Here is a 25631-nt window from a genome sequence, read left to right as displayed (position 1 = left end):
GCGGAAATTGCAAAAGTGCAGGTTCCAAGTGGCTGTCATTGCGGCCCCGGATCAGGTCCGGGGTTTCAGCACCCGCAATCCATGGCCCCGAATTCATGGATGCCGGGTCAAGCCCGGCATGACATGGGTACATCGGAAATTTCTGCTTCCCTAAGCGCGAAAAGTCCTGCCATGCGTTTGGGCGAACCGCAGGAAAAAGAAACCGCTGGGCGCGAGCCGGTGACCGCCTGTATTGCCTTGGGTGCCAACCTCGGCGATGCCGTGGCGGCGCTGCACCAGGCGGTCCACGCGCTCAAGGCGCTGCCTCTCACGCAGGTTCGCCGGGTGTCCAGTTTTTATAAAACCGCGCCGCTGGACACCGATTCCGGCAGCGAAGCGCCCGCACCTGGGAACGATTACATCAATGCGGTCGTGGCGCTGCAAACCGGTTTGACTGCACCCGCGCTGCTCGATGCGTTGCAAGCGCTCGAATTGCAGGCCGGGCGCGAAAGGCCGTACCGCAATGCGCCCCGCACGCTGGACCTGGACTTGCTGCTGTATGGCAGCGCCCGCATCGACTCGGCCCGGTTGACCGTGCCGCATCCGCGCATGACGCAGCGGGCCTTCGTGCTGGTGCCGCTGGCTGAAATCGCACCTGATCAGGTCAAGGCTGAACAGCTGTCTGCCGTGGCGCACCAGGCCATAGCGCGGCTGGACGGTTTGCCGGACAGCCCCTGACGACGGTTTAACGGTTCAGGGCGCCAGGCGTTCGCGCAGCCAGCGGGCATCGTCCTGCAGCGTGTAGCGCAGGCGGTCGTGCAGGCGGCTTTTTCGGCCTTGCCAGAATTGCCAGTTGTCGGGCTTGAGGCGGTAGCCGCCCCAGTGTGGCGGGCGCGGAGGCTGCAGCATGAATTTGGCGCCGAATTTGGCGGCATTGGCGATCAGCACGCCACGGCCGGAAATCACCTCGCTTTGAGGGCTCGCCCAGGCGCCGATGCGCGAGTCCAGCGGCCGGCTGTGGAAGTAAGCGTCGCTTTCTTCATCCAATACCTTTTCCACCACGCCTTCGATGCGCACCACGCGTTCCAGCTCGACCCAGTGGAACTGCAGCGCCGCATACGGGTTGCCGGCCAGTTCAAGCCCTTTGCGGCTGGCGTAGTTGGTGTACCAGACAATGCCTTGCGCATCGAAGCCCTTGATCAACACCACGCGGGTGGACGGCCGTAAATTGCTGCCCACAGTGGCCAGCGTCATCGCATTGGGTTCGGGCACCTGGGCCGAGATGGCTTCGCCGAGCCACTGGTCGAATTGTTTGAGCGGGTCGGCATGCGAGGCGTCTTCATTGAGTTCGGCGCGCTCGTAGCTTTTGCGAAGGTCGGCAATGGAGGTGTGGTCAAGCATGGCCCGGAGTATAAAGTCCGGTGCCAGATTCGTGCCGGTAAAGATTCAGCTTGGGGTCACCACGGCGCAGGCCAGACGCGGCCCGGAGTTGCCGGTGGGTTGGGTGGTGTAGTCGTCGGGATCGCGGTGAACGATCAGCCCCCGTCCGACGATGTTGCCTGCGCCGCTGCCGACGGAAATGCCCCTGGACTCGAAGCTGAATCGGGCGACACCGCTGGCATCGGCCTTCAGGCTGGGCAGGTCGCCTGCGTGATGGGCCATGGCGGCATGCTGGCCGTGGGGCTGGCCGGTTGGATTGAAGTGGCCGCCCGCGCTCATGCCGTCGCCGCTGGAGCAGTCGCCTTTTTCATGCAGGTGAAAGCCGTGTTCGGCATTGGGCTTGAGCCCGCTGACCATGCCGGAAACCAGCACCTTGTCGCCGCTCTGGGTGAAGGTGACCGAGCCGCTGGCGGTATTGCCGGTGGTATTTTGCAGCTGGGCCACGGCGCGCGGACCCGTGGTGGTGCTGGCGCAGGCGCCAAGTGCCAGCACGCTGGCCAGCAGGATGAAGGTGCGTGTCATGAAGTCTCCCTGGGGTTGTTGTTCAAGCTGGAAGGCCGGCCGGTGTGACGATTCACGCCAGAGCGGTTGAATGTGCGCTGCCTGTCAGTGCCCGGCCAGCTGCAGCAGCCTGCCCAGCGCCTGGTCGTCAATGCCGAGCATGCGAAGCTTGTCATAGGTCAGCTGCGCATAGTCGCGCGTCGTGCCGTAACGGCCGCAGGCACTGGAAAATATCTGCCGGTAGTGGTCTTCGCTCAGCACGCCGGTGTGGTTGGGGCTGCGCCGGGACAGCGTGAAGGCCAGCGCCCTGACGTCGCCCTGCGCGGTGCGGCAGCGCAGCCACTTCGGGTCGTAGACGCCGTTGGGCATTTCGCGCGCCCACAGGGCGGGCAGGACATCGGGAACATGGTCCCTGGGCAGCCGATAGGCCATTCCCTTGCAGCTGCCGCCCGACAGCAGGCCAAACACCAGGCCTGGCAGCGCAGGCGTTCCGCGGTTGATGCGGCTCCACATTTTCAGCGCGCGGTGGTAGCCGTGCAGGGTGGCAAAACGCTCTTCGGCCGATTCGAATTCGGGCCGCCAGATCAGCGATGCATAGCCAAAGACCCACAAGTCGGTCTGGCCGCCCCATTCCCGGATTGCGGCGTCGAGCATGGTGGCGGGATCACGGGCTTTGTAAGCCAATTCGCAAGAGGTGTTTGCTAGAGTGGTCACAGCCTCACTTTACAATATTGGCAGTTTTTTTAAAAAGGAAGTTTCTTATGGTTTCTCAGAATGACGACAGCGCGCAACGCGTAGCGCTGTTTCTGGTGTTCGGATTGATTGCCATCGTCGTGGCGTCGGTGCTGGTGTTTGGCGTGAGGCATCGCGGCGTTTCGGCCGACGCTGCAGGCGCCCCGGCTGCCCAGACAGCCGCTGCGCCGGCCGTGGCAGCCGTTCCCGCATCCTCCACTGCAACGGCGCAGGCGGCTTCCGACGCGGCCAGCGTCAAGGTCGAGCAGGGCATCGTCAAGTTCTACTTTGCTTCCGGCAAGGCCGACCTGGCCGCCGGTGCCGGCGAAGCGCTGCTGGACGTGGTCAAGGGTGCGCAGGCGGGCCGCAAGGTCACGATTTCGGGCTTCCACGACGCCACCGGCAACGCGGAGCAAAACGCCGAGCTGGCCAAGCAGCGCGCGCTGGCCGTGCGCAACGCCCTGACGGCAGCGGGCGTGCCCGAGAGCCAGATTGAACTCAAAAAGCCCGAGCAGATTGCCGGCAATGGCGTGGGTAGCGACGCCGAAGCCCGCCGCGTCGAAATCAGCCTGCAGTAACTCGCGCCATGCCGGCCTTCGCGGCTGGCGGCATGACTCCGCAGCGGTTTGCGCCCTGCGGATTTTTTTTGCCTGTGCCTCGTTTGGTAACCGCAAAGTAACCATTCAGGGTGAAAACTGGTGCGATATTAGTTACCATAGACGCCGTAATAAAGTTACATCCCCATGTCCGGGATGGCTTGATTGAAAGGTTTCATCATGGCGCTTCATTCCGCCGTTTCAGACATCACCGTCCGCATCACCGAGCGCAGCCGGCCGACGCGCAGCGCCTATCTGGCGCAAATTCAGGCCGACGGCAGCCGCAAGCCGAGCATGGACCGCATGGGCTGCGCCAACATCGCGCATGCCGTGGCGGGCATGCCGCTGGATGACCGCTTCAAGGTCGTGACCGAGCGCCGGCCCAACATCGGCATCGTCACTGCCTACAACGACATGCTGTCGGCGCACACGCCGCTCCTTAGCTACCCGGCGCTGATCAAGGACGAGGCGCGCAGGCACGGCGCCACGGCGCAGGTGGCCGGCGGCGTGCCGGCCATGTGCGACGGCGTGACGCAGGGAACCAGCGGCATGGAGCTGAGCCTGTTCAGCCGCGACGTGATCGCCATGGGAACGGCCGTCGCGCTGTCGCATGACATGTTCGATGCCGCGCTGCTGCTCGGCGTGTGCGACAAGATCGTTCCCGGCCTGCTGATTGGCGCGCTGCAGTTCGGCCATTTGCCGATGGTGTTCGTGCCGGCAGGTCCGATGCCGTCGGGCCTGCCGAACAAGGAAAAAGCCCGCATCCGCGAACAGGCCGCGCAGGGGCTGGTGGGGCGCGACGCGCTGTTAGAGGGCGAACTCAAGTCCTACCACAGCCCCGGCACCTGCACTTTCTACGGCACGGCCAACAGCAACCAGATGCTGATGGAAGCCATGGGCCTGCATGTGCCGGGCACGGCGTTTGTCCAGCCCGGTGACGCGCTGCGCGACGAACTCACGCGTGAGGCGGCGCGCACCGTGCTCGGCATCACCAAGGCCAAGCGCTTTGCGCCCATCGGCCATGTCGTCGATGAACGCGCCATCGTCAATGCCATGGTCGCGCTGCTGGCCACCGGAGGCTCGACCAATCACCTGATCCACTGGGTGGCGGTGGCGCAGTCGGCCGGCATCATGATCGACTGGAATGACTTTTCGGCGCTGTCCGATGTCGTGCCGCTCCTGACGCATGTCTATCCCAACGGCAGCGCCGATGTGAACGACTTTCAGGCCGCCGGCGGGCCGGGGCTGGTGATTCGCGAGCTGCTGGACGCCGGTTTCATGCACGAGGACGTGCTGACGGTGCGCGCTGGCGGCATCCGCGAATATGCGCGCATCCCCGTGATGGACGGCGCGGCGCTGGCCTGGCGGGAAACCGGCGACTCGAAGGACGAGTCGATCATTCGTCCCGCCGGCCGGCCGTTCAGCGCCACCGGCGGGCTCAAGCTGCTGACGGGCAACCTGGGCCGCAGCGTGATCAAGGTGTCGGCCGTGCCCGATGACCGGCACGTGATCGAGGCGCCGGCCCGGGTGTTCGATTCGCAGGAGGATTTGCTGCAGGCCTTCAATGCCGGTGAGCTGGAATGCGACGTGGTCTGCGTGGTGCGCTGGCAGGGGCCGCAGGCCAACGGCATGCCCGAACTGCACAAGCTCACGCCGCCCCTGGCGGTGCTGCAGGGCAAGGGCTTCATGGTGGCGCTGGTCACCGATGGCCGAATGAGCGGCGCGTCGGGCAAGGTGCCGGCGGCGATTCATGTGTCGCCCGAAGCGGCGGCCGGCGGCCCGCTGGCCAAAGTGATGGACGGCGACGTGATTCGCGTCGATGCGCTCACCGGCGAGTTGCGGGTGCTGGGGGACGAGGCCGAATGGGCCGCGCGGCCCGTCAGCGTGATGCCCGCTGAATTGCGCCAGCGCAATAGCGTCGGTATGGGCCGGGGATTGTTTTCAAGCATGCGCGCCAGAGCATTGACAGCAGAAGAAGGAGCCATGTCATGGATGTAACGATGGATATCAGCACCAAACTGAGTGCCCTGCAGGTCATGCGCGATGCGCCCGTGATTCCGGTCATTGTGCTGAACGATGTCGGCCAGGCCGTGCTGCTGGCCCGCGCCCTGGTCGCCGGCGGTATTCGCATGCTCGAAGTCACCCTGCGCACGCCGCAGGCGCTGGCCTGCATCGAGGCGATTGCCCGCGACGTGCCCGAGGCCGTGGTCGGCGCCGGCACGGTGCGCAGCGCCGCCGATGCCCAGGCCTGCGCCATGGCTGGCGCGCGCTTTGTCGTCAGCCCCGGCTACACCCATGCGGTCGGCCAGGCTTGCCGCGATGCCGGCCTGCCGCTGCTGCCTGGCGTGGCGACCGGCAGCGAAATCATGATGGCGCAGGAAGACGGCTTGACCGAACTCAAGTTCTTCCCTGCGCTGCAGGCGGGCGGCAGCGCCATGCTCAAGGCCTGGGGCGGACCGTTTGGCGATGTGAAGTTCTGCCCGACCGGCGGCATCACCATGGCGAACGCGGCGGAGTTTCTGGCGCTGCCCAACGTCGTCTGCGTCGGCGGTTCGTGGCTGACGCCGCTTGACGCGGTGGCGCGCGGCGACTGGGCGCAGGTCACAACGCTTGCGGTGCAGGCTTGCGAGCTGGCGCGCACGAACGCTTGAAACCAAAAATCCGGGAAATGTCCCGGACTTTTAATGAAATATGCCGTTTGCGCACGCTGGGTATGCGCAAGCAGCTATCTAAATAATAGCAAGTGTTGCGACAATTTCAGCGCAGGCCTGCGCCGCCGGCCTCATTGGGCCGCTGGATCAGCTCGATCTTGTAGCCGTCCGGGTCGGTCACGAACGCAATCACCGTGCTGCCGCCCTTGACCGGCCCCGCTTCGCGGGTGACGTTGCCGCCGGAGGCCTTGATCTTTTCGCAGGCGGCGTAGGTGTCGGGAACGCTAAGGGCGATGTGGCCGTAGGCCGTGCCCATCTCGTAGCTGTCGGTGCCCCAGTTGTAGGTCAGCTCGATCTCGGCCTGTGCCGGATTGCCTTCATAGCCGACGAAGGCCAGGCTGTATTTGTAGTCAGGGTTTTCAGACCGGCGCAGCAGCTGCATGCCCAGAACGTGGGTGTAAAAGTCGATGGAGCGCTGAAGATTGCCAACGCGGAGCATGGTGTGGAGTAGTCGCATCGCCTGATTATGGAATGGGCGCAAGAAGTTTGCAGCAGTTTGCCGCCGCGCGGGCATGGCTTCAGCGGCCGGGGTTCAGCACCTTGGCGACCGGATGGTGGCGCAGCCTGAACGCATCGGGCATGCCCGAGCCGAGCAGCGGGCGCAAATACATCCTGAAGGCGTCGGTCACGTCGGTGCCGTTGGATGCAATGAACTCATCCTCCATCACCCGCGTCTTGCCGGCCACGGCGCTGAGCGGCAGCAGTTCGTAATCGACCGAATAAAACCCGGTGCGTTTGATGGCCACCGAGCCGTCCTGCGCGCCCCACATCGCGAACTGCACGGCTTTTTCGCCGACCTCGCGTGCTTCGCGCTGGTCCACGTCGGACACGCAGCCGATGAAGGAGCGCTGCAAATAGCCAAAGGTGTCGCCGCGCACCCGCTTGATGCCGAGCTTGGCCTTGATCTCCTCGCACAGCAGGTCGGCCAGCGCGCCGTTGCCCGACAACTGCACATTACCATGGTCGTCATGCTCCAGGTCTTTGGCCAGCAGGGTGGCAATCGGCGCGCCCGACGCATCGTGGATGCCCTCGGACACGGCAATCACGCAGCGGCCATAACGCGCATAGGTTTCCTTCACATCCGCCAGAAAGTTCTCCAGCACAAACGTGCGCTCGGGCAGGTAGATCAGGTGCGGGCCGTCGTCGGGGAACTTCTTGCCCAGCGCCGACGCCGCCGTCAGGAATCCGGCATGGCGGCCCATCACCACGCCCACATACACGCCGGGCAGCGCCGCGTTGTCCAGGTTGGCGCCGGCAAAGGCCTGCGCGACGAAGCGTGCGGCCGACGGAAAACCGGGCGTGTGGTCGTTGCCCACCAGGTCGTTGTCGATGGTCTTGGGAATGTGGATGGAGCGCAGCGGGTAGCCGGCCTTTTGCGCCTCCAGGCTGACGATGCGCACCGTGTCCGACGAGTCGTTGCCGCCGATGTAGAAAAAGTGCTCGATCTGGTGCGCCTGCAAGACCTTGAAAATCTCCTGGCAGTAGCGTTCGTCGGGCTTGTCGCGGGTCGAGCCGAGCGCCGATGACGGCGTGCTGGCGACGAGTTCGAGGTTGTGGCTGGTCTCCTGCGTCAGGTCCACGAAGTCTTCATTGACGATGCCGCGCACGCCGTGGCGCGCGCCGTAGATGCGCTTGACCTCGCCAAAGCGCCGCGCCTCCAGCGCCACGCCGACCAGCGACTGGTTGATCACCGCCGTCGGGCCGCCGCCCTGGGCGACGAGTATTTTTCCGGATGCCATGGGGTTTTCCTTTGGTTGCGATGTTGAAGCGCTCGGCGTCATCGTACACATCGCAGTGTGCCGGGCAAAATTGGCGGCTGGTTTTTGCGGCGGAGAAGTCGCTGGTGGAAAAATTTTGCTATTGAAAATATAGCTGCTTGCGCATACTCGTATCGCGCCAGAGGCTGATTCGATGCCTGATATGGTTAAAACAACCAGCTAACTTCGACCAGCAGCGATGACAGGATTTGGCGCGGTTTTCCGGGAAAGTGCTGCGATATTGGCGCAGTTCGATCAACTGCGCCACTGGTATGGCGTGATTCGCAAAATGCTCGGCGTTGGTGATGGGAAAGCGAATTTGCACGAGGCGCTTGCGATAGTGATTCACGAATATTGAAAGCCAACTGAGGTGGCAGTGCCGTTACCGTCTCCTTTAGACTGGCAAGAGTCCTTCAGGTTTTTGGAGTGACGGGCAGTTCCCGACGACAAAGCCGAAGTTCGCAGTCCGCGATTACTGACCGCAAAGCAGACAGTCATCGGGTTTGAAGTCAATGCTGCCGGGCAATGCTGGACTCGATGGGAGCAGCGAACTCGCCAACCTGCTGGGTCGACTTGGTCAGGGTGCGAGTGTGGGCGGCACTAGGTCGAGGTTTGCCAGCATTCCTCATCAAGTGCACCACGGCTGATCTGATGCGCCAGTTGCAGGCGGTTTCATCGGGGCGCGCTGAGGACATTGTGCGTTTGCGGGCGCTACAGCGAAGGACAAGACCCGCGCCTTTTACGCCCCAACATCACCACGGCCACCGCGAGCCACAGCGCAGCGGTAAATCCGGTTTGCCAGACGAGGCCTTGCTCCAATGATGTGGCCGGGTACAGCACGAACAGCCAGCCCGTGTAGCTGGCGTGCATCAGAACGGCCAACAGCAGACTCTGCGTGTTCGCATAGACCCAAGTCATCAACAGGCGATAGGCCGTCAAGGCCCCGACATAGAAGACCGCGAACTCCAGCAACCAGAGGGAACCCATCGCAGCAGAGTTCTGGCGAAAGTCGACCAGCACATGCCAGAGTGCCCACAGGAGACCGAGCCACAAGCCGGCAACGAACAACCGCTGCCGATACAGCAACCGTGGTGTCGCAAAGCCTGTCCAGCCGACCTCCTCGAAGCTGCCGGCAACAAGGCCGATCGCGAACAGCGGCCACTGAAATCGCGGCGAGAACGCCGGATCCAAGAAGATGCTCAAGGGCCACAGCGTCGCGAGCAAGAGCAGGGGCATCGTCATCAACGCGACCAGGTACCAGAGAAGACCGACTCGCCAACGTGCTGCGCGCACCCGCAGCCGATGAAACCCGGCCCGACCATCGAGTAGAGCCGTCAACGCCAGCCCAGCAACGCTCGGACCCAGGAGCATGAGCACGAAGATGAGGCCCGTGTCTAGCGGCCTTAGGTCGAGCAGATTGAAGTCCGTGGCACTCAGGACGACCAGGATGCCGCCCCAGCTGATGCCGAATGCCAGGGCGAAGAAGCTGCACACGGGGTAGCGCCGCAGCAATGTCTCGAACCTCATGGCCTGACCGTCGGATCGAGCAGCATCACGATTTCAGCCATGACGTCGTCGTCATGCCCGACCCAGGTGTGACCACCTTCATCGAAGCCGACGAATTTTGCCCCGGCGATCTGGCTCGCGGTGTACTGCGCGCTGGCATAGGTGCCGTAGCGATCGTCGCGTGCACTGACGATGAGGGTTGGCAGTTGGATGGAGCCCAGCGGCGCGGGCACAAGGTGCTTGCCAACCGCCGTATCGCTGCGCAGTCCCTCGGCACGGGCGGATACCGGGAGGATGTTTTCGAGCATCATTTTCACTCGCGCCCGCTCCTGCGGGGTGGTCGTCGCCAGCAACTCCGGCGGTGTGGCCAGCACCACCTTGATCACCTGATCACGCGCGACGTGCAGCGCCGCCCAGAAGAGGAAGTCCGAACCGATCAGCCGCATCATCGTGGCCTCGATCCATGCGGGCATCGGGGGCGCGGAGTCGGCCTGCGACGGCGGTTTGTAGGCCAGCGGTACGAGCAGGATCAGCGCACTGACCCGATCGGGGTGGCGGATGGCCATCTGCAGCGCCGACGGCGCGCCGGCAGAGCCGCCCATCACGGCAGCACGCCGAATGCCCAGTGCGTCGAGCAGGCACACATGCGCATCGGCCTGCGCAACTGCCGATGAGTCTGCGGGCATCGGCGTGCGCAGGTAGCCGAAGCGCGACATCGCGATCACGCGGATCCCGTGCCGCGCCAGCGCCCCCGCGAAGGCCATGCCCTGGTCGTGTCCACCGCCACTGCCGTGCACCACCAGCAGCGGCACACCGGTGCCTGCCTCCTGAACCTCAATGGGGCCGCAGCGCGTCTGCAGCAGCACGGCGCCTTGTGCCGCGTGCGCCCGGGCTTGTGCCATGTCGCTGTTGAATTGCCAGCCGACCAGGACCAGCGCGCCCACCAGTACCAGGGCCAGCAGAGCAAGCACATACCATTGCATGCTCGGCTTCATGGCGATCCGATGCGGTCGTCGCGCTCGGGAAAGTGGCCGCTGAACATGATCGGCAAAGGGTCACCGCCGTTGGGCAGGGGCATCGCGGTCAATGCAAGGTCTCGCTCAGGCCGTCGGCCCAGCGTCGTATGCGATCCCAATCCCGCTTGTCGCCCACGGGCGACCTGACAAGCTTCACGGCCATGCGCTCAAAAAAGCTCAGCGTCGTCGGGTCGACCTTGCCAGCGAAGAACACTTCGTCTCGCGGGTTCACCACGGCGCGCACGGCTTTCGTGTAGCCGGCGCGTGCGGCCTGGCTGGCGGTGTCGTCGCCCAGCGCTTGCATATGCAAGGTGAAGATTGCCAAGGGCAGCTGCGACAAGGCGCTTTGCTGAAACGCGATGAACTTCGTCATTTCCGGTAGCCAGGCACCGTAGCGAACGGCGCTGCCCAGCACCACTGCCTGATAGCCGGAAACGCTACTGACTGAATCGACGGGTTGGACCTCGGCGTCGAAGCCCATCGCACACAGGCGCTCGGAGATGACTCGCGCAACCTCGCCGGTTGAACCCGCTCGGGTGGCGTACACAACCAAGGCTTTCTTTTTCACTGGGGCACCTCCGTAACAGCGGCCTTTAGCGAACAACACATCGGGACGGTGCACCGCCCAGGTCACGAAGCCTGCTGCCACGGCGACCGTGCCAGCCAAACCAGCGGCGATGCGGCGCAGTGCGGTGCGGCGAGGGGCTTCGATGGGCATTTGGCTTCGGCCGGCTACTTGGTTCGCACCGGCATCGGCTGCACGGGCTGATGTTGCAGTGCGGGCCCGTGAGCTGCACAGGACTGCGGACGAAGCCGGCCGTCTGCCGTCGCAACCCGCCGAAATACCCCGGCCAGCGCAAACGCCATCGTTGGAAACGTCACGATCCACAGTGCACCCACGTAGGTCATCCGCGGCCAGAAGATCGCAGCGATGACGACAGGCTCCATCGCACCGTGTGCCCACATGGCGCCGCGCACAAACCTTTGCGCGCGGCCAGGAAACGCGAAGGCAGCAAGGAACGCCGAAGCACTCATCAACGCATAGGCCACGGCGTTCAACGACAGCATGAAGGAGCGCGGCCCGAACGCGAGCACGCCTGCCGAGTCCCCGTTACCCTGAAAGACCAGCGGCGTGACCACGACCAATTGCACGACATACACGATGCTGTTCATCGTTGCGTAGAGCACCGTAAAACACAGACCCAGAAGCGCCCAGACCCGTTGTTCCGGCGGTGCGGCGTCCAGCACGCAGGCCATCAAAACCAGGTATGTCCAGGCCAACAGCAGCGATGGCGCAAAGCTCAAGGGGTTGACCCAGATGGCAGGTATCAACAACGTTGAATTCGCAGCCAGCGCCACGATGCTGAAACAAGCGGCGAAAAGCGCGGACAGCATCGCTGCCCAGATGCCGATTCTCGGGGTGAATGCGCTCATGTTCGCGTTCATGCAGGCCCCCTAGGTGCCCACTGATAGCTCAGTTTCTTAACGGTGCCGTGAAAGTACGCCTTGCGGCCTTCAGGCTGAACCCAGGCCGCTTCACCAGCCATCGGAATCAGCATGCCGTCCAGCGGCCGGTAGTCGGACAAGCCGCAGTCCCAGGGCAGCATCAGCATGTCCCCGTCTTTGCCCACCCCGGCACCCCGCGCCTCTGCGCGCACCGAGGCGATCAAGCCGGCATTGTTGAAGCGGAACAGCAAGGTCAAACTGATTGGGCCATCGACGATGGTGGCGTTGGCTGAGGCGTCGTCCACTGCTTCCCATCGCACGCCCTGGCTGGGCAGCAGCGCAGTGGGATACCACGGGCTTTCAGCAAAGTAGCGCATAAATTCGCCGCGCGCGATCTCGCCGTCGCCGTGTGAGTTGGCCACCGTGAAGAGTCCGAACAGCTTTGCATACAGACTGCCGTTGCCGGCGATGTAGCTGTCTTCCACGTGCGCGGGCACGCCGGGAAACATGTCCACCTGGGCATTCCACAAGAAACCTGGTCTACGGGTGACAACCCGCTGACGCGACGTGAACGGCTTCCATTGCTCGGCGGTGGCCGACATGTTGATGGTGCCAGTCATCTCGATAGTAGCCCCGGCAATGATAGGCTGTCCGTCCGTCAGCACCGTACGGAAGTAGCGTTGCACCGGCGCAGGAAGCCCTTCGAGTTCATGCGCGTCAAAGCGCGCGGGTGCCGGGAACCGACCCTGTGCCCCAACGTTGCCCGATTCGAGCAGGCTGGTGTGCGTGCGAACCAGCGCAGCCCATCGGGCAGTGCCGACTACGCGCAATCCGATGGCAACGACGACCAGCACCCCAAGCGCGATACCTAGCCACATCAGCACTGTCATTGCATTTCCTTTGGTTCGATGCCTGTTGCTCACACCAGAACGGCCTCGACCGGCCGCCGCAGTGAGCGTGGCAGCAATGGGCCGCGACCGAATCGCACGACGAGGTCCGGCCGTTGGCCGGTCAAGCCCAGTGCGGCGGCGAAGGGGGGACGAAGTGCCGCCACTTCAATCGGCTGGTTCAAGAAGGCATTGCGAATGCCCAGCGCCGTGGCCTGTAGTGCGAAGCGCTCGTAGCATCGCCCCACGTCCACCCAGTGCGCCTTTGCGTCGGTCTGGCCGACGAACACCGCGATACCGGCGGAGCTGCGCACCTGCCGCGCGTACTTGTCGTTTTCGCCCTTTGGCGTGAAGACCCAGCGAAACGCCAGATCGCCGATCCATGACGGAATGTTGGGGTTGCCAGAGGACGCGCTGTACAGGCCATCGCGGGTGCGAACGGCATCGGCACCATTGAACCGGATCCAGGTCAGCAACTCTTTGACGAAGGCTGCGTCGGCCATCTGCGCCGTGTTGCCTTGAACCACGTAGTCCAGTGTGTGCTCCATCGCCTCGCGCTCTGTCAACAACAGCAGGCGCACCTTATCCGAACTGCCGGCGCGCTGCAACAGCGTCAGTTCTTCGCCTGACAACGGCTTGCCGTCATAGTCACCGCGCGTGCATTGACGAAGGTGGATTGCCATAAACACTGGTGTGGTCTGGGCTTGCGTGGGTACAAGCGTCACACGCACCGCGTTCCTAGCTGGGTCGAACTGCGCCTCACCCTTGAGGCCGTGGGCAAGCGCGGCCTGGATCAGGTTCTCGGTGGCGCAGCCCAGCGAGACGAAAATGTGATGATCGTCCGGATCTACCGCAGGGCAACGACGCGTCAGGTCGGGCTGGATGGTGATGGACCGGCCACTGCTTTCAAGTGCGAACTTCCAGCACTGCGTGTTGTGGCTGGACGGGGCCAGCGTGGCGTAGCGAACCAGCTCCCGACTGAGTGCGGCGCCACCCAGAACCGTCATGGCACCCAACTGCCATGTGCGCGCGGCGACCGCTTCGTAGCCGTCCGTCGCAGGCTCTTGGGAACAGCCGTAAAGCGCCAACGGGCTGGCTACCATGTACGACGTAGAAGCGGAGAACTGTCTGCGTGTGATCATGATTTCACTTTCCGATGCGTCTGACTGGCAGTCGCCAGAAGACCTGTTCCCACCAAGCCGGCAGGAATGAGGCCAAAGTCAGGCTGCACGCCAAGGAGAAAAGCAGCCTGGGCACCAACCAGGCACCACAGCAAAGGAACGATCAACGGGCTGCGCGGCGTGGGCGTTACTGCGAAGCACAGTAGGCCTATGGTGAAGATCGTCGTCGGGCACGGCAGGCCGAAAGTCGGTGTTGCCGGATACGGATGACCGGCGTAGGCCGACCAGACTGGGTACACGACCAGGGCAAAGACGATGAGCGCAGCCCCTGCCCACGCCTTCAGGCCGGGAACCCACTGGAATGATAGCCTGCGTCGAATCACGCCCTGCCAGATGAACGCGGCTGCGCCCACCATCGAGAGGGTGGCAAACACATAGGCAGGAGGACTGATGCGTGCGAAGAAGACGAGGTGGTAGGCCAAGGCGATCCAGGCCCAAAGCACCCCGAGGATGGCGGACTCGGCAACGCCAGACCAGGGCCGAGGCCTCAGCGCCGCTACCACTGCGGCCAGGGCCATTGCGACGAGTAACCACTGTGCCGGCCACATGGAAGTGTTGTAGTCACGAAAGACACCGTAAAACTGTTCGTTCGTGAACGAAAGATTCATAGCCGTTCAGTCTAAGCGCCAAACACTGCGGCGATCTGTGCGCTGCCGCACACGGCGCGACGGCTCTGGGACAAGCCAGTCGCACACCTTGCCCTAGCAACCGGCGCGCAGGCCGCCTGCACGACCCCGGATTTCGATGCCACAGGTCACCAACGAGAGCAAGGCGATCTCTGAGAAGAACGCTGCCTAGACAGTGGCGATTGAAGTTTTTTGGGCTGCTTGAAAGCTGACGGCCATGAACGGCAGGAACTGGCCCAGTCCTGTCCATCGGGCATGAACCGCGAGTGACCGTTCCCGCTGCAAAGGAGCCACTGGCGAAACCATTTCCAAATGGCCCATAAGCTCTCCTCAAATTGGCTGTTCACGCTGTCCGGCGTCAAACCAAGCAGTGGCTGCCTCGTGAATCAAGCGAGTCCATGCAGCATGGGCCAAACCTCCAGCCCAATTGCATACAGAACTTCATCATGGGCGATTCGGGCGGCTGGTTAGGCGGCGCCCGTTGACCCGGTCAAGACCTTGCAGCACGCAGCAAAACCAGATGACACTCCTCAGCCATTCAAAAAAGATAGCTGCTCACGCCCATCCCTATTGCGCAAAAGCCCGATTTAATCCCAAAACCTCCGTTGAAAAGCAGCTGTGAAACGCCGATGAGCGTCAGGCGCAAGGCGACTCGAAGGGAGAAACTCCCCCCACTTTATTTAAAATTATGCAAACGTCATAATTACCAAATTTCTCCGGAAATCCATAAACCATGACCTTCCGCCGCACCGTCCTCGCGCAGGAAATGGCCAAGCAGTTGCTGCGGCCAACATTTCTCGACACCTCATTGCGCTCCGGGCTCTTTCTTTCCGGGCAACGGCGAGTCGGCAAAACCACGTTTCTCGCCACCGACCTGATCCCGGCGCTGCAGGGTCTGGGGGCCATCGTCATTTATGTGGACCTGTGGAGCCAGCCGCAGGCCAACCCGGCGGACCTGGTGCACGGCGCCATCCGCCAGTCTTTGAACGCGTTGCAAACCCCCGGTTCAGCGATGCTCCAGCAACTCAAACGGGTTGCCAGCGTCGAGGCGGGCGCGGCGGGCTTCAAGTTTGGCTTCAAGCTCGCCGATGTGGGCAAGGAAGGCGGCGTCAGCCTGGCGCAGGCGTTCACGGAGCTGATTAACCAGTCGAAAACCGACCTGGTGCTGATCGTTGACGAGGTGCAGCATGCGCTGGGCAGCGCCGATGGCGACAACATGCTGCACGCGCTGAAAGCCGCGCGTGACGCCATCAACACGCGGCCGGCAACGCCGGGCTACTTTTTGTTCGTCGGGACCGGCTCGCATCGCGCGCGCGTCCAGGAACTCTCGCTGAAGGGCAACCAGGCGTTCAACGGCGCGGTGACGCATGAGTTTCCGGTGCTGGGGCTTGAATTTGTCGAATATGTCCTGGAGCAGGTCAAGCCGCAACTGGGCGTCATGGCACCCTCGGCCGGCGTCACCGAAGCGGCTTTCAAAAGAATGGGGAGCCGGCCCGAAGAACTGATGAAAGCCCTCAATGTCTTGCGCGCCCTGCCGCAGGGCGCCAACCCCGACGAGCATTTGCCGACCATTGCCCAGTCGTTTGGTGCTGCGGCGGCGGACATCGAGCTGCAAAAGATTGAAGCCTTCGGCCCGCTGGCGCAAGCCGTCTTTTCACGCATCTGCGGCATTGGCGGCAACGTCAAGGGCGTGTTCACCGCCGAGGCGCTGAAGGCGTATTCGGCCCAGATCGGCCGCGAAGCCACAGCCCAGGAAGTTCAGGGCGTTTTGGGCCTGATGACTTCGGCCAACTTGCTGATGCGCGTCAAGCACGGGCACTACGGGGTAACGGACAGCTTTGTCGAAAAAGCCTGGGGGACACGGTTGCAGGCCGACACGCTGTTGAAGCCCGGAGCGTCCACAGACCCTGCTGCGTCGGATTGAGGGGCTGGATGGCAAGCCAAAAGTGAGGAAACCACAGAACTCTCCATTTTGGAATATGGGTTGCTGAGGTACGAAAGCACAGTCATCAGCCTGCGGGAATACTGCGGACAAGTGCCTGAATCATGGATCAAACGCACGCAACGGCAGCCGCCGCACGTTCCTCCTGCCCACGGCGGTTAACGGCCAGTCCCATGCCCGCTATGCTTGCACCCTATGTACGCGCACCATTTCGGCATGAGCCAGGACCCGTTTTCCATCGCGCCCGACCCGCATTACCTGTTCATGAGCGAGCGCCACCGCGAGGCGCTGGCCCATCTGCTGTATGGCGTGGCCGGGCCGCACGGCGCTGGCAGCGGCACGGGCGGCGGTTTTGTGCTGCTCACCGGCGACATCGGCACCGGCAAGACCACGATTTGCCGCTGCTTCATGGAGCAGATTCCCGCCGGCTGCCATGTGGCCTATATCTTCAACCCCAAGCTCACCGTGACCGAGCTGCTGCAGTCGGTCTGCGAGGAATTCCACATCACGGCGGCGGCAGCGGCGGCTTCAGGCGCGCCGACGGTGAAGGACTACATCGATGCGCTGAATAGCTTTTTGCTCAAGAGCCATGCCGCCGGGGAAAGCAGCGTGCTGATCATCGACGAGGCGCAGAACCTCAGCGCCGATGTGCTGGAGCAGCTGCGCCTGCTGACCAACCTGGAAACCAGCGAGCGCAAGCTGCTGCAGATCGTGCTGATCGGCCAGCCTGAACTTCGCGCCTTGCTGGCTCGGCCCGAGATGGAGCAGCTGGCGCAGCGCGTGATTGCCCGCTTTCACCTTGACGCACTGACCGAGGCCGAGAGCGCGCAGTACATCGCCCATCGCCTGGCCGTGGCCGGGTTTGCTGGCCCGCTGCCGTTTGACCGCCCCGCGCTCAGGCGCATCCACCGCCTCGCGCGCGGCGTGCCGCGCCGCATCAACCTGCTCTGCGGGCGAGCGCTGCTCGGGGCCTGGGCCAACGGGCTGTTTCGCGTGAACCGAAAGGTGATCGACAAGGCGGCGGCCGAGGTGTTCGGGCTGGATGCCGGGCATGCTCCGGGCGCCGGAACGCGGCCAGCCGCCTATGCGCTGGGCGGTGTGGCCTTGCTGGCCGTCGCCGGGCTGGCGGGTTTCCTGGTGTTGAATCAGGGAAAAAAGGCGGCAGCGCCGTCCCAGCCTGTGGCGTCAAGCTTGCCAGCGCCGCAGGCTGGCGCTTCATCGCCGGTACCGGCTCAGCCGCCGGCCCTGCGTCCCGTCGAAGAGATCGACGCCTTGCTCGCGCAACTGCCGGCCGACATCAACGTGGCCTGGCGCGCGTTGGCGCCGGCCTGGAAACTGCCCGTCACCATCACCGTCACCGACCCGTGCCTGGCCGCCAGCGCGCAGCAACTGCAGTGCTACCGCACCGACAGCTTGAGCGTGCCGCTGCTGCGCCAGCTTGGCCGCCCCGGCATCCTGACGCTGCACACGGGCAATGGCCCGCCGGTGCATGCCGTGCTCGTGGGGCTGGATGACCAGACCGCCACGCTCCAGCTGGAAGGCGGCCAGCGCACGCTCAAGCTGGTGTCGCTGGGCCGGCTGTGGCGCGGCGAGTTCGCGACCTACTGGCGCCCGCCGCCGGGTTACACCGCCGGGCTGCAGGGCGGCGGCGCCGGCCCGGCGATCCGCCAGCTCGACGGTCAACTGGCCCAGCTGGAAGGCGTGCCCGCGCTGCCCGCTTCGACGGCGCCCCCGGTGCTGGATGCGGCCCTCAGGGCGCGTGTTCGGGCCTTTCAGCGCGCCCAGGGGCTGGACGCCGACGGGCAACCCGGCCCCCTGACCTTCATGCAGATCGACAGCGCCACGAATGCGGAAGCGCCGCGCTTGAACGCCAACCCGCCATCAGCCAAATAAGCCTATGTCCTACATCCTCGACGCCCTCAAGCGGGCCGATGCCGAACGCGAGCGCGGCGCCGTGCCCGGCCTGCAGTCGCGCCATGCGACGTTGCCAGCCGCCAAAGCAGACCGCAGCGGACGAAATTACATCTGGCTGGCAGCAGCAGCCTTGGCGCTTGGCGGCATGGCTGCCGGTTTGTGGCTTTGGCAAACACCTTCCGGCACCGAGCGGCTGGCGGCGGTGGAACCCGCCGTGCAAGCCATCCCAACGCCTCCGCCGCTGGCGCAGCCCGTGCCGCCGCCAACAATGCCACTGTCGGCATCGCCGCCTCCGGTGACGGCGCCACGGGTCGTCGCCTCTTCGCCGCCTGCCGTGGTTCGCGCCACGCCCACGCCTGTGCCCAGGCCGGCGCCTGCGGCATCCGCCGCTGCCGTGCAAGCGCCGCCCAGGCCCAAAACAGAGCCTGTCGCCAACTCGGCGGCAAGCCAGGCCGCGCCGCCCGCCGTGCGGCTGCTTGGCGATCTGCCCGAAGACATGCGCCGCCAGATTCCGCCGCTGGTCATCACCGGCTCGGTGTACTCAAGCAACCCGGACAAGCGGCTGCTGCTGGTGAACAACCAGGTTCTTCCGCAAGGCAGCCTGGCCGCGCCCGGGGTGACACTGGAACAAATCCAGGCCAGGAGTTCGGTGTTCAGTTATCAAGGCACGCGGTTCCGGGTGGCGCATTGATGGTTTCGCCTGCCTTGACCAAGAAAGAGAAAGGGCAAGCAACCGACAGCAGTGCTTGAGGCGCAAAGGAGCCGATCAGGCAGAGCGTGAAGCTGTTGGTGAACGAAGGGTAGAACCGGCCAGCCTTTGACAACGCCACCAGCCCTCAGATCCAGGTGCCCAGGGCCCAGCGAAGCGATGGCCCGTCGGAGCGTTCAGCTTCAACCCGCTCCCGCTCCCAAGGCAACTTTCTTGGCTATGTCACTGTTAAATGTGGAAATTTTCCCAAGGCCATCGCCAAGACAGCTTGCCCAGAGTCGCCATGGTGGCTGTCCAGGGCGCGAAACCAGCCCAGGTAGTTGTCCAGATAGCCCGTGGCAACGCCGTGAAAGCGGTGCAGCCACTGTTTGAGACGGCCGTGATAGGCGTTGACATTCTGGACATGGATGGCGCCGTTGACGCGCACGCCTGCGTTCAGATTGACCGCCTCGTGCGCCAGGTGCGCGTCGTGCGCAAAGCCGCAGTAGGTCCGGTTGCCATCGCTCACCAGCAGCGCATCCTTGGCCAGCACGGGCTGCAGTGCGCCGGCCAGTGCGGCTTTTGTCATCTGCCCGCGTCCCATCACCCAGTCCAGCGTCTGTCCGGCACGGTCCCGAGCCACCAAAACGCAGACCAGTTCACCGGACAGGCCCGCTTTTCTCGCCTTGCTGCCGCGACGGCGAGGCGGGCGGTCCAGCTTGCGACAGCCCTTGCGCGACTCCAGGATATAGGTCTCGTCGGCCTCGGTAATACCTTGCAGCGTTGTCGCGCGGTCTGCCTTGAGGCCGCTGAGAAAGCGATGGCGCCAGCGCAGCGCCGTGTTTCGGTGAACCTGCAGGGCAGTAGCGGCCCGGCGAAGGGTGAGGGACGCGGCCAGGGCTTGACTAAAACCGAACCACTTGCCCTTCTTGCGCAGCCGCGCCAGCGCGGTGCCCGTCAGGGCATTGAACGTGCGGTGGCATGTCCGGCAGCGGTAGCGCTGCAACCCACTGACGTGGCCATGCCGGTAAAGCTCGCTGCCTTGGCAGTGTGGGCAGCAGCGCGGCTCAGTCGCGCTGGACGACTCAATGACGGCCAGCCCTTTTTGCTGCTCATCGAGTTCATCCAGACGCTTTTTGAGCAGTTCACGCTGGCGCAGCGTGAGCCGGGGCACCTGTTGGTTCATCAACGCATTGAAAGTCTCGGCGTTCATGGCTAACCTCCTTCACGGTTCGCTATGAACTCTACGCCTCTGGAAAAAAAATTCCACATCTAACAGTGACAGAGCCACTTTCTTTGGTGGGCTTTCTTTTTTGCCAGAAAAGAAAGTTACCCCCCGCCGGGCAGGCGCTCCAAACCTTAGACCACAAAAGAAGCAACCAAAAGCCAAACAACAGAAAACAGAAAACGCAGCGATCAAACCGGAAGCATTAGCAGTTACACTTTTTGGCTTCAAAAAGGCCTCTGTCGCACGTCCAGTATGCGCAAGAAGCTATTGATTCAGTAGCAAAAATCTGTCGGGCGCCTTGAGGGCCGTGGCGCACGGGCAGGGTGATTTCGCGCTGCTACCGCGCCGGCAAGTCAAACACCAGGCAGGTAGTCGTCGCATGCGCATACAGCTTGCCGTCCGGGCCGACGATGCGGCCCTCGGCCGTGGCCAGCTGCTTGCCGCAGTGGATCACCGTGCCGATGGCGCGCAATGGTCCGGTGTCATGCGACGCAGCCCGAACGATGTTGATGCCCAGCTCGGCCGTGGTGTAGCCTCGGCCCGCCGGCATCAGGGTGTGAACCGCGCAGCCGACCGCCGAATCGAGCAGCGTGGCAAACCAGCCGCCATGCACCGTGCCCAGCGGGTTGTAGTGCTTGAGCTGCGGCGTACCCTGGAACGTCGCCTTGCCGGGTTCGACCGCGATCAGCGCGAAATCCAGCGTTTCGGCAATGTGCGAGTAGGGCAGTTCGCCCGCCAGCATCGCCTGCATGATTTCCATGCCGCTCTTGCCCGCGATGCACTCGGGCAGCGCCAAACCAGGCTTGCCGCCGCCGGCCAGCAGCTTGACGCGCACCGCCGCGCTTTCTTCCATCCACTCGGTCAATGTGTCCTTCTTGCGGGTCATGTTGTTCCTCCGGTTTAATTTGCATATGCAACAGTTGCAGCTACAATTAAATTATGCACGATAAGCCAACGCCTGTTCAAGACCTGCCTGAAGCCGACCTGATGGCTTCATTAAAAACCCTGAGCTGCACCAATTTCAAGCTGCGCCAGCTGATGCGCCGGGTGGCCCAGCACTACGATGTGGAGATGGCGGGCGCCGGACTCAAGACCACGCAGTATTCGCTGCTCAGCCATGTGCTCAAACTCGGCCCCCTGCGGCCGGGCGAGTTGGCGCAGACCATGAAGATGAGCGCGTCCACCCTGACGCGCAACCTCAAGCCGCTGGTCGATGCCGGCTGGCTGGAGTTGGCCCCCGGCAGCGATGCGCGCAGCCGCACCGTGACCATCACCCCGGCCGGCCGCGCCAAGCGCGAAGAGGCCCTTAGCCATTGGAAAATTGCCCAGCAAAGCCTGAACCAGCGTCTGGGCGCCGGCCGCGTGCTGGCGCTGCACGTTCTGATCAACGAATCCCTTGAACTGTTGCTGCCCGCTGACACCAGCACCGGCACTGGAGCTGATGATGAGTAAATCCAAAGCCCCCGCGCCCGGCGCAGCGTCTGCCCACAAGCACATCGCCATCTGGCTGGTGCTGCTGGCGGCTGGCGGCGCCTTTACGCTGACCATGGGCGTGCGCCAGACCATGGGCCTGTTCCTGTCGTCGCTGAACACCTCGACCGGGCTGGGCGTGGGCAGCATCAGCCTGGCGTTTGCCTTTGGCCAGCTCTGGTGGGGGCTGACGCAGCCGTTCGCCGGCGCGGTGGCCGACCGCATCGGCACTGGGCGGGTGATTGCCATCGGCCTGCTGCTGGTCGCCGTAGGGACCTTCATCACGCCGCTGATGACGACCACGGCCGGCCTGATCTTTGCGATTGGCGTGCTGGCGGCGGGCGGTGCCGGCATGGCCGGGCCTTCGGTGCTGATGGCCGCCAGCACGCGCCTGGTGGCGCCCGAAAAGCGCGGGCTGGCCACCGGCATCGTCAACGCCGGCGGCTCGTTCGGGCAGTTCGCCATGGCGCCGATCGCCATCGGCCTGACGGCTACCGTCGGCTGGGCCAGCGCCATGCAGTGGCTGGGCGTGCTGGTGCTGCTGGCGCTGCCGGCCGTGTGGGTGCTCCGGGGCAATTCCAACGCCGCGAACGCGCAGGCCGCCGCCGCTTCGGGCGTCAAGCCGCTCAGCGCCCGCCAGGCGATCGGCCAGGCGCTGGCCACGCCAGGCTATCGCTACCTGAGCCTGGGCTTCCTGGTGTGCGGATTCCACGTGGCATTCCTGGCGACGCACCTGCCGGGCGTGGTCGCCGCCTGCGGACTGCCGCCGGCCATCGGTGGCTGGGCGCTGGCGATGATCGGCCTGTTCAACATTGTCGGCAGCCTGGCGATGGGCTGGGCCGTCGGTCGCTGGCGCATGAAGTCGCTGCTGGCGCTGCTGTACGCGACGCGCGGGCTGGCGGTGTTGGTATTTTTGCTGGCGCCCAAGACGCCGGCGGTGATGCTGGTGTTTGCCGCCGTCATGGGCGTGACTTTTTTATCGACCGTGCCGCCCACGGTGGGGCTGGTCGCCAAGATGTTCGGCACGGTCAACATGGCGATGCTGTTCGGCGTCGTGATGCTGGCGCACCAGGTCGGCGGCTTTCTGGGCGCCTACCTGGGCGGCTACGTGTTCCAGGCGACCGGCAGCTATGACTGGGTCTGGTACATCGACATCGTGCTGGCCGCCGGCGCCGCGCTGGTGAACCTGCCGATCCCCGAGTCGCGCCTGCCGGGCGCCGCCAGGGCAGCCTGACCACGGAGAAATCAATGACCACCGTTGACCCGAGAACGCGCCTGCTGCTGGAGGCGCCGATTGGCCGCACGCTGCTGCGCCTGGCCATCCCCAATGTGGTGGTGATGGTGGCGCAGGCCGCCGTCGGACTGATCGAAACCTATTTCGTCGGCAAGCTCGGCCTTGACGCGCTGGCGGGCATGGCGCTGGTGTTTCCGGTCGTTATGCTGATGCAGATGACCTCGGCCGGGGCGATGGGCGGTGGCATCGCGTCGTCGATTGCGCGCGCGCTGGGGGCCGGGCGGCGCGACGACGCCAATGCGCTGGTGCTGCACGCGCTGGTGATTGCGCTCGGCTTTGGCCTGGCGTTTTCGCTGGCGCTGCTGCTCGGCGGGCGCTGGCTGTATGCGCTGATGGGCGGCAGCGGCGCGTCGCTGGAGGCGGCCCTGAACTATTCGCACTGGGTCTTTGGCGGCGCGGTGCTAGTGTGGCTGTTCAATTCGCTGGCGGCGGTGATACGCGGCACCGGCAACATGACGGTGCCGGCCAACGTGACCGTCGTGGGCGTGGTGGCGCTGGTGCCGCTGTCGCCGCTGTTGATCTTCGGCTGGGGCTTTGTGCCGGCGCTCGGCATCGCGGGCGGGGCCATCGCGCTGCTGCTGTACTACGCGCTCGGCACCCTGGCGCTGGCGGTTTACCTGTGCTCCAGCCGAAGCTTGCTCAAGCCGTCGCTGGCGTTGTCCGGGCTGCGCTGGCCGCTGTTTCGCGACATTTTGCGCATTGGGCTGATCGGCTCGATCTCCACCGTGGCGACCAACCTGTCGATCGGCGTGGCCACGTCGCTGGCGGGCGGCTTCGGGCCGGCGGCGATTGCCGGCTACGGCACGGCGTCGCGGCTGGAATACCTCTTGGTGCCGCTGGTGTTCGGCCTGGGCGCGCCGCTGGTGGCGATGGTCGGCACCTGCATGGGCGCCGGCCAGCATGAACGCGCGCTGCGCGCCACCTGGATAGGCGCGGCCATGGCGTTCACGCTGACCGGGGCGATTGGCCTGGCGGCGGCGATTTTTCCCCGGGCATGGCTGTCGCTGTTCGGCAGCGACCCGGCGATGCTGGAAGCCGGAACACTTTATTTGCGCACGGTGGCGCCGTTCTATGGTTTCTTCGGCGTCGCGCTGGTGCTGTATTTCGCCTCGCAGGGGGCCGGCCGGCTGCTCTGGCCGGTGGCCGGCAATGTCGCGCGGCTGGCGGTGGCCGCTGTCGGTGGCTGGCTGGCGATTCGCTGGGGCGGCGGCCTGGCCGGCGTCTTCATCGCGCAGGCTGCGGCGCTGGTGGTGTATGGCGTCGTGATCGCGGCGGCGATTGCCGGCGGCGCCTGGTTTGGACGTGTCGGCTGGCCTTGCGCGACCGCCACGCTGCTGCGCCGCCTGGAACACGTCAAGACTCTCAAACCGGGCTAAGCCCACACCCACCGAAAGCACCTCACCATGAACGCCACGATTTCCGAAAGCAGTTCAGCAACCATGCGCTACCTCGATGACCTGCAGGCCGGCGACCGTTTCGCCAGCGCAGACTATCTGCTCGACGAGGCGCAGATCAAGGCCTTTGCCCTGCAGTTCGACCCGCAGCCTTTCCACCTGGACCACGAGGCGGCCAAGGACTCCCTGTTCGGCGGGCTGGCCGCCAGCGGCTGGCACACGGCGGCCCTCACCATGCGCCTGCTGGTCGGCGGCGGCCTGCCGCTGGCGGGCGGCATCATTGGCGCCGGCGGCGAGATCAGCTGGCCCCAACCGACCCGGCCCGGCGATGTGCTGCGGGTCGAGAGCGAAGTGCTCAGCATCACGCCCTCGCGTTCGCGGCCCGAGCGCGGCATGGTGGTGGTGCGCAGCGAAACGCGCAACCAGCACGGCGATGTGCTGCAGCAGTCGGTTTACAAGCTGGTGGTGCCGCGCAGGCCGCAATGACGCCACCGGGCAGGTTGATGGCGCTGGCGGTTCCGTCCTTGCGGGCGGCGCTTGAGCCGCCAAGGGATGAAATTTCAGACAAAAATGGCCTTGTGCGCAATGCCGGAAAGCGAAGTTTGCTATTTAAAAAATAGCAAAGTGATGCTTTCGGCTGCGCAGAATTCCAGGCATGGCAGGGTTTCAACGGGTGTTTTCCAGGAAGCTGCTCCTGCCGTCGGCTTCGGCATACCGGGCACGGCCGGCCCTTACATGGCGAACAATGCGTGGCGCGGGCTGTTCGGGCTCTTCGTCTTCCAGTCGTTCATCGTCCCGGTACTGGTCGCGCAGGGCCAGGGCGCCGGCGGCCAGGCCGATGGCGAGCGCGGCATGCACCGCCAGCAGCGCTCCATTGGACAGGCGATGCTCGTAGCCGGGCGTGAAACGGTGCGGCGTTAGCTTGAAATCGACCAGGCAGGCGGTGGCGCTGGTGGCCGCCGCGCCGAGTGCGACGCCGGGCGTGGTGCGCAAGGCCGGCCGGTCGCTGGCAAGGGCCGCATACAGCGTGGCCCAGAACGTGGCCGCGACATGGTGCGTCAGGTAGCCCGCCGCCGTGTGGGCCAGGTCGGCTTCCTGCTGGCGAAATGCTTCATCGCCCCAGTACCAGTGGCTGACCGCATTCAGGGGAGCCGCCGCGCTGCCAGACTCGCGGCGGCCGGCAAGCGCCAGCACCGCCGTGGACATCAGGCTGGCAAGACTGCCTGCAAGCAGGCCCTGGCTGAGGACCAGTTTCCATTTTTTCACGGTCAGTCTCCTTGTATCCTTGTAAAGCGTCTACTGTGCCGCAGCCCCGGCCCAGAG

Annotated in this window: 27 protein-coding genes; 11 read left to right on the top strand and 16 right to left on the bottom strand. The window is 64.5% G+C overall.

The window, feature by feature from the left end:
- The first annotated feature begins 171 nt into the window (after positions 1-171).
- Positions 172-717, top strand: a complete 546-nt coding sequence (gene folK, locus EC86_RS0109790) for a 2-amino-4-hydroxy-6-hydroxymethyldihydropteridine diphosphokinase (RefSeq protein ID WP_051675807.1) — start codon at positions 172-174, stop codon at positions 715-717.
- 15 nt (positions 718-732) lie between these two features.
- On the opposite strand, the gene pdxH is transcribed toward folK, so the two are convergent.
- The 3 genes from pdxH to EC86_RS0109775 form a co-directional block, all read right to left on the bottom strand.
- Positions 733-1380, bottom strand: a complete 648-nt coding sequence (gene pdxH, locus EC86_RS0109785) for a pyridoxamine 5'-phosphate oxidase (RefSeq protein ID WP_029525462.1) — start codon at positions 1378-1380, stop codon at positions 733-735.
- A gap of 45 nt (positions 1381-1425) precedes the next feature.
- The gene (locus tag EC86_RS0109780; protein ID WP_029525461.1) at positions 1426-1941 is read right to left on the bottom strand and encodes a superoxide dismutase family protein; all 516 of its coding nucleotides are present in this window, start codon (positions 1939-1941) and stop codon (positions 1426-1428) included.
- Positions 1942-2025: 84 nt separating this feature from the next.
- A complete protein-coding gene (locus EC86_RS0109775) occupies positions 2026-2574 on the bottom strand; it encodes a gamma-glutamylcyclotransferase (RefSeq protein WP_051676144.1) in 549 nt (182 codons plus the stop codon).
- A gap of 107 nt (positions 2575-2681) precedes the next feature.
- Between EC86_RS0109775 and EC86_RS0109770 the strand changes: the two genes are divergently transcribed.
- From EC86_RS0109770 to eda, 3 genes are all read left to right on the top strand, one after another.
- A complete protein-coding gene (locus EC86_RS0109770) occupies positions 2682-3230 on the top strand; it encodes an OmpA family protein (RefSeq protein WP_029525459.1) in 549 nt (182 codons plus the stop codon).
- A 198-nt stretch (positions 3231-3428) separates the two neighbouring features.
- Entirely contained in the window at positions 3429-5246 is a 1818-nt protein-coding gene (edd, locus tag EC86_RS0109765) for a phosphogluconate dehydratase (RefSeq protein ID WP_029525458.1), read from the top strand.
- A complete protein-coding gene (eda, locus tag EC86_RS0109760) occupies positions 5237-5899 on the top strand; it encodes a bifunctional 4-hydroxy-2-oxoglutarate aldolase/2-dehydro-3-deoxy-phosphogluconate aldolase (protein WP_029525457.1) in 663 nt (220 codons plus the stop codon). Before edd ends, eda begins: the two co-directional genes overlap by 10 nt.
- Positions 5900-6005: 106 nt before the next feature.
- Here the strand turns inward: eda and gloA are convergent, their stop codons facing one another.
- The 10 genes from gloA to EC86_RS0109700 form a co-directional block, all read right to left on the bottom strand.
- Positions 6006-6416 carry a lactoylglutathione lyase gene (gloA, locus tag EC86_RS0109755; RefSeq protein WP_029525456.1) on the bottom strand — a complete coding sequence of 137 codons (411 nt, stop codon included), beginning with the start codon at positions 6414-6416 and terminating at the stop codon, positions 6006-6008.
- 61 nt (positions 6417-6477) lie between these two features.
- Entirely contained in the window at positions 6478-7698 is a 1221-nt protein-coding gene (locus tag EC86_RS0109750) for a 6-phosphofructokinase (RefSeq protein WP_029525455.1), read from the bottom strand.
- 118 nt (positions 7699-7816) lie between these two features.
- Complete coding sequence (locus tag EC86_RS28755) at positions 7817-8041, bottom strand: hypothetical protein (RefSeq protein ID WP_156955284.1); 225 nt, start codon at positions 8039-8041, stop codon at positions 7817-7819.
- Positions 8042-8427: 386 nt separating this feature from the next.
- A complete protein-coding gene (locus EC86_RS0109735) occupies positions 8428-9243 on the bottom strand; it encodes a CPBP family glutamic-type intramembrane protease (protein ID WP_029525454.1) in 816 nt (271 codons plus the stop codon).
- Positions 9240-10217 (bottom strand): alpha/beta hydrolase, encoded by a 978-nt coding sequence (locus EC86_RS0109730; protein WP_029525453.1) that lies wholly within the window; start codon positions 10215-10217, stop codon positions 9240-9242. The genes EC86_RS0109735 and EC86_RS0109730 overlap by 4 nt, the downstream gene beginning before the upstream one ends.
- 88 nt (positions 10218-10305) lie before the next feature.
- Positions 10306-10956 (bottom strand): flavodoxin domain-containing protein, encoded by a 651-nt coding sequence (locus EC86_RS0109720; protein ID WP_051675806.1) that lies wholly within the window; start codon positions 10954-10956, stop codon positions 10306-10308.
- Between the two features lie 14 nt (positions 10957-10970).
- Positions 10971-11672 (bottom strand): hypothetical protein, encoded by a 702-nt coding sequence (locus tag EC86_RS0109715; protein ID WP_156955283.1) that lies wholly within the window; start codon positions 11670-11672, stop codon positions 10971-10973.
- A gap of 8 nt (positions 11673-11680) precedes the next feature.
- The gene (locus tag EC86_RS0109710; protein ID WP_029525450.1) at positions 11681-12574 is read right to left on the bottom strand and encodes a DUF6920 family protein; all 894 of its coding nucleotides are present in this window, start codon (positions 12572-12574) and stop codon (positions 11681-11683) included.
- Positions 12575-12603: 29 nt separating this feature from the next.
- Positions 12604-13713, bottom strand: coding sequence for an Acg family FMN-binding oxidoreductase (locus EC86_RS0109705; protein ID WP_029525449.1), 1110 nt, complete (start codon positions 13711-13713; stop codon positions 12604-12606).
- Positions 13710-14360 carry a DUF6064 family protein gene (locus EC86_RS0109700; RefSeq protein ID WP_051675805.1) on the bottom strand — a complete coding sequence of 217 codons (651 nt, stop codon included), beginning with the start codon at positions 14358-14360 and terminating at the stop codon, positions 13710-13712. Before EC86_RS0109700 ends, EC86_RS0109705 begins: the two co-directional genes overlap by 4 nt.
- Positions 14361-15111: 751 nt before the next feature.
- Between EC86_RS0109700 and EC86_RS0109695 the strand changes: the two genes are divergently transcribed.
- The 3 genes from EC86_RS0109695 to EC86_RS30380 all read left to right on the top strand — a co-directional run bounded on the left by EC86_RS0109695 (position 15112) and on the right by EC86_RS30380 (position 18925).
- Positions 15112-16302, top strand: a complete 1191-nt coding sequence (locus EC86_RS0109695; protein ID WP_029525447.1) for an AAA family ATPase — start codon at positions 15112-15114, stop codon at positions 16300-16302.
- Between the two features lie 213 nt (positions 16303-16515).
- Positions 16516-18213 (top strand): ExeA family protein, encoded by a 1698-nt coding sequence (locus tag EC86_RS0109690; protein ID WP_029525446.1) that lies wholly within the window; start codon positions 16516-16518, stop codon positions 18211-18213.
- 4 nt (positions 18214-18217) lie between these two features.
- Positions 18218-18925, top strand: a complete 708-nt coding sequence (locus tag EC86_RS30380) for a general secretion pathway protein GspB (protein ID WP_029525445.1) — start codon at positions 18218-18220, stop codon at positions 18923-18925.
- Positions 18926-19160: 235 nt separating this feature from the next.
- Here the strand turns inward: EC86_RS30380 and EC86_RS0109680 are convergent, their stop codons facing one another.
- Together EC86_RS0109680 and EC86_RS0109675 are read right to left on the bottom strand one after the other, a co-directional pair.
- Complete coding sequence (locus EC86_RS0109680) at positions 19161-20135, bottom strand: IS1595 family transposase (RefSeq protein ID WP_029524292.1); 975 nt, start codon at positions 20133-20135, stop codon at positions 19161-19163.
- Positions 20136-20487: 352 nt separating this feature from the next.
- Entirely contained in the window at positions 20488-21036 is a 549-nt protein-coding gene (locus tag EC86_RS0109675; RefSeq protein ID WP_029525444.1) for a PaaI family thioesterase, read from the bottom strand.
- A 53-nt stretch (positions 21037-21089) separates the two neighbouring features.
- On the opposite strand from EC86_RS0109675, the gene EC86_RS0109670 reads away from it, so the two are divergent.
- The 4 genes from EC86_RS0109670 to EC86_RS0109655 are packed head-to-tail and all read left to right on the top strand — an operon-like array spanning position 21090 to position 24794.
- Complete coding sequence (locus EC86_RS0109670; RefSeq protein WP_029525443.1) at positions 21090-21602, top strand: MarR family winged helix-turn-helix transcriptional regulator; 513 nt, start codon at positions 21090-21092, stop codon at positions 21600-21602.
- Positions 21595-22854, top strand: coding sequence for an MFS transporter (locus EC86_RS0109665; RefSeq protein WP_029525442.1), 1260 nt, complete (start codon positions 21595-21597; stop codon positions 22852-22854). The genes EC86_RS0109670 and EC86_RS0109665 overlap by 8 nt, the downstream gene beginning before the upstream one ends.
- A gap of 14 nt (positions 22855-22868) precedes the next feature.
- Positions 22869-24290, top strand: coding sequence for an MATE family efflux transporter (locus tag EC86_RS0109660; protein WP_029525441.1), 1422 nt, complete (start codon positions 22869-22871; stop codon positions 24288-24290).
- 27 nt (positions 24291-24317) lie between these two features.
- Positions 24318-24794, top strand: a complete 477-nt coding sequence (locus tag EC86_RS0109655; protein ID WP_198026771.1) for a MaoC family dehydratase — start codon at positions 24318-24320, stop codon at positions 24792-24794.
- A 180-nt stretch (positions 24795-24974) separates the two neighbouring features.
- Here the strand turns inward: EC86_RS0109655 and EC86_RS0109650 are convergent, their stop codons facing one another.
- Positions 24975-25574 carry a hypothetical protein gene (locus tag EC86_RS0109650; protein ID WP_232229848.1) on the bottom strand — a complete coding sequence of 200 codons (600 nt, stop codon included), beginning with the start codon at positions 25572-25574 and terminating at the stop codon, positions 24975-24977.
- Positions 25575-25631 lie beyond the last annotated feature (57 nt).

Origin of the sequence: Polaromonas glacialis, from assembly GCF_000709345.1 — a bacterium.
GTDB lineage: Bacteria > Pseudomonadota > Gammaproteobacteria > Burkholderiales > Burkholderiaceae_C > Polaromonas > Polaromonas glacialis.
This window is presented reverse-complemented; position numbering and strand designations above follow the sequence as displayed.